Genomic DNA, 3,147 nt, shown 5'->3' with positions numbered 1-3,147 from the left:
ATTTGCAGGTTTTACATCTGAGTGAACTACACCTTTGTCACTTAAAGTCACAAAACTGTTTAAAACTGCTTTAATCAATGTTAGTTTTCTATCACTGTCCAATTCAGAGACAGTTTTAACATCCAGAAAGGGACGCATTTCCCTCTCAGTTATAACATAATACGATGATTCATATCTGAAAAAATCACAAATATTTATGATATTTCCTGTATGACACTGAGATAAATGGTTATAAAATTCCTTTTTTTCTTTATAAAACTTATCACATTTCTTTCTCTTTTTTTCAAGAATTGCAGGTGATAATTTATTAGAAACAGGATATGTTACACTAGTAAATTTCTTAATAAAGAAATCGTGTCCATCTTTCCTGCAGTACGCCCATACTGAACATCCGGCATTTTCTGCAGAAAAATCTCCTAAAATCTCATAACCATTAATATTCATGAATCTACCTGCAGAAGTTATGCAATACTATTAATGATCTGCGAAAGAATTTCTCTGTAAGATAAGCGATCAAGTCCATTTCCGGCTGTAGAAGGAAAATGAATAACGTTATCCCACGTATCTGCAATAGTTGTCCAGTATTCAGCTTCCGGAGCAAAAATCAACAGACGCTTGGAATTACTGTCCATGCACCCTCCGGATTCAGACTCACCATCCCACAGATTGGTTAGTTCATCAAATGACTTAACCATATTCTTAGGATAGGATGCTGAAGAAGAAGAGAAGCCAATTTCATGAGTAGAAGCATCAGACCACACTACTATCAAATGACGTCTCTTGTCCCCTCCGGTTGTCCACTTTGATTTGATAGCATAGGCCAATGCCTCTAAAGCGTCCTCAGGTTCATCCCCGCCTCCTTCTGGATGAAGAGATCTTATGACTTTATCAAACATATCGCTTTGTTCTTTCAAATCATAAAAATCAGTAATCAACATGGCATTACCGCCATCAGCAAGGTAATCCCTGAAAGCCACAACACGAGCTCTTATGACATCAATATTCTTGCCCTTCTGCATCATCTCGTTCATGAGATCATTATAGAAACTAAGAGCATTCTCCTTCACCGTTTCAAGAAGGGGCCCCATACTCCCGGTAACATCAATGCAGAAAACGATATCCACGTTATACTCAAGACGGTTTTTCATTCGCATTTCTCCTTGAATTCAAATCTGCCGCCGAATCTAGAACAAACATCTCAGAAAGATGTCTTTCCAGTCGGCCTCGCTTTTAAGTATAAAAAAAAAAAAACGTTTGAAAAATTTCTTTTCTTTATGGTTTAGTGAAATTGAGATCCGTATCCTAAAGAGTATATAAACGAGATTACAGTAACAAGGGCCAAAGTAATCAAAGACAAAGCAGAAATGTGTCTACGGTGCAGCAATATTAGAATGTTTCAAAGATCGCAGATGACGGTTGACTTGAACTAATTATGGAGTACCAGTCTTTTAGGGCACCGATCAATCAGCATTGCTTAGAATTGTGCTAACTCTAACAAAGGCTAACTCTAACAAAGACAGTGACGGCAAACAACCAGCAGCCTCCTTATGCCGTTAACTTAGAACAATGATAACCTCTGTGCAGAAGAGGCCTATTTCGAATGCGTCTGACTGTTACTTCTTTTTACCACCATTCCTCTGTCTAGGATTACGACGGGAATAATTTGGCTTATTGGATTTTTTTCCTGTATTTACGGCCGGTGTTCCCGCTGCCTTACGGCCCTGGGCTGCATTACTACCAGAATTTTTCTGCGAAGAAGTTCCGGATCTCTTGTCTGTCGTTTTTTTAGAAGCTCCCCCTGTGGTATTTTTATTCTCCTGAGTCTTTTGTGGCACAGAGGCTTGCTCTACGGCATGATCGTCAGGAATCGATACCGGAGTATCCGGTGAGCTTATTATCGGCCTCGGTGCTGTAACTAAAGATGAGGCTTTTCCAGAAAGATCCGTGTCTGCAATCTCTGCCCCAGTTTCTGTATTATTCTGAGAAATCTCTGCTGATTTGCTTATTATTGGCCGCGGTGCGGTTACCGAAGGCACGCTTTCTCCCATAGTTCCCGCATTATCCGGTACTTGAGATCTGCCCGCGGTCTCCTTTTTCAACGGGGCGGCCTCTGCCGGTTGGCTTATTATCGGCCGCGGTGCAATTACTAGAGGTGCGCTTTCTCCTGAAGCACCGGCGGTATTAGTCCCTTCCGGTCCGGACGCAATCTCTGTTTTCTCCGGGAGAATCTCAGCCGGGATGCTTATTATCGGCCGTGGCGCAATTACCGGAGGCGCACTTTCTCCTGAAGTGCCGGCGGTAACCGGTGCCGCAGGTATTACCGCAATCTCCGTTTTCTCCGGAGCAGACTCTGCCGGGTTGCTTATTACCGGCCGCGGAGCCTTAACCGAAGAAATTGCTTCCCCGGCAGGTTTATCTGGTTTGTCAGTTTTTCCAGTGTCGGAATCCTGACCGAGCTTCGCATTGTCCTTCAGAGAGCCCGGTGCAGAATCAGGGGGAACAACTGCAATAAGCGGTTTTTCCGAAGACGCTGGCCCGATTTCGGAATGCATCTCCTTCTGGCTGTATCTCCCGCTCCTCCGACCGTGTCTCCCAAAATTAACGGAATCGTACTTACTCAGACTTTCCGAATGTTCCCGGAAGCTCCGGAGATCCTTTGCTATGTGATGCGGTTCCATTAGCACATAGGAATAAAGGATCCTACGTCCTTCATCGGTGTAATAAAGAAAACCTACTCCCGCAGCTAGAACTATGGATAGCATGATAAAAACCGGCCAGAATCTCCCGTAGGAATCCTCCGGGGGACGAAGCTCCCCGTTATAAACGATTTTACTGAACTCTTTGCCATCTGAGACGGGAAATGCCGGCCTGGTATCATTCAGCACTTCCAGGCGACTGCGCCTTCCGGTTCGATTTAACTGTTCCGATACTTTGAGTTTCGGAACAGTATCTTTTCCAGATATACCAGCCTCACCATCTTCAGCATCGAGGACTGCTTCTGGCAGCACAGAGTTTCGGATCTTTCCGGCTTTTGCTTTCTGTCTTTCTGAAGTCAGATCGCCGGTTTTTCCCGGAGTCAGGGGTTTAAAACGCCCTCTTAGACGTTCCTCCGGATCTGCTGTCCGGGTTTTCCCCCGTTCTGTTTCC

General features: G+C 44.2%; 3 protein-coding genes. All 3 read right to left on the bottom strand.

Going from position 1 to position 3,147, the window contains the following annotated elements; translation table 11 throughout:
• On the bottom strand, positions 1-444 hold a 444-nt coding region (locus ACJROR_RS01750; RefSeq protein ID WP_406545596.1), incomplete at its 3' end, for a hypothetical protein.
• Between the two features lie 17 nt (positions 445-461).
• The gene (locus tag ACJROR_RS01745; protein WP_406545595.1) at positions 462-1,148 is read right to left on the bottom strand and encodes a vWA domain-containing protein; all 687 of its coding nucleotides are present in this window, start codon (positions 1,146-1,148) and stop codon (positions 462-464) included.
• A 465-nt stretch (positions 1,149-1,613) separates the two neighbouring features.
• The coding region (locus tag ACJROR_RS01740) for a hypothetical protein (RefSeq protein WP_406545594.1) at positions 1,614-3,147 on the bottom strand (1,534 nt) is incomplete at its 5' end.

The organism is Succinimonas sp., assembly GCF_045225735.1.
GTDB lineage: Bacteria > Pseudomonadota > Gammaproteobacteria > Enterobacterales > Succinivibrionaceae > Succinimonas.
The sequence above is the reverse complement of the archived record's forward strand: the minus strand, read 5'-3'. Positions and strand labels throughout refer to the sequence as shown.

Bases quoted from the DNA above. Each gene is read 5' to 3' on its own strand.
- ACJROR_RS01745 (WP_406545595.1), bottom strand. From the start codon at position 1,148: ATGAAAAACCGTCTTGAGTATAACGTGGATATCGTTTTCTGCATTGAT.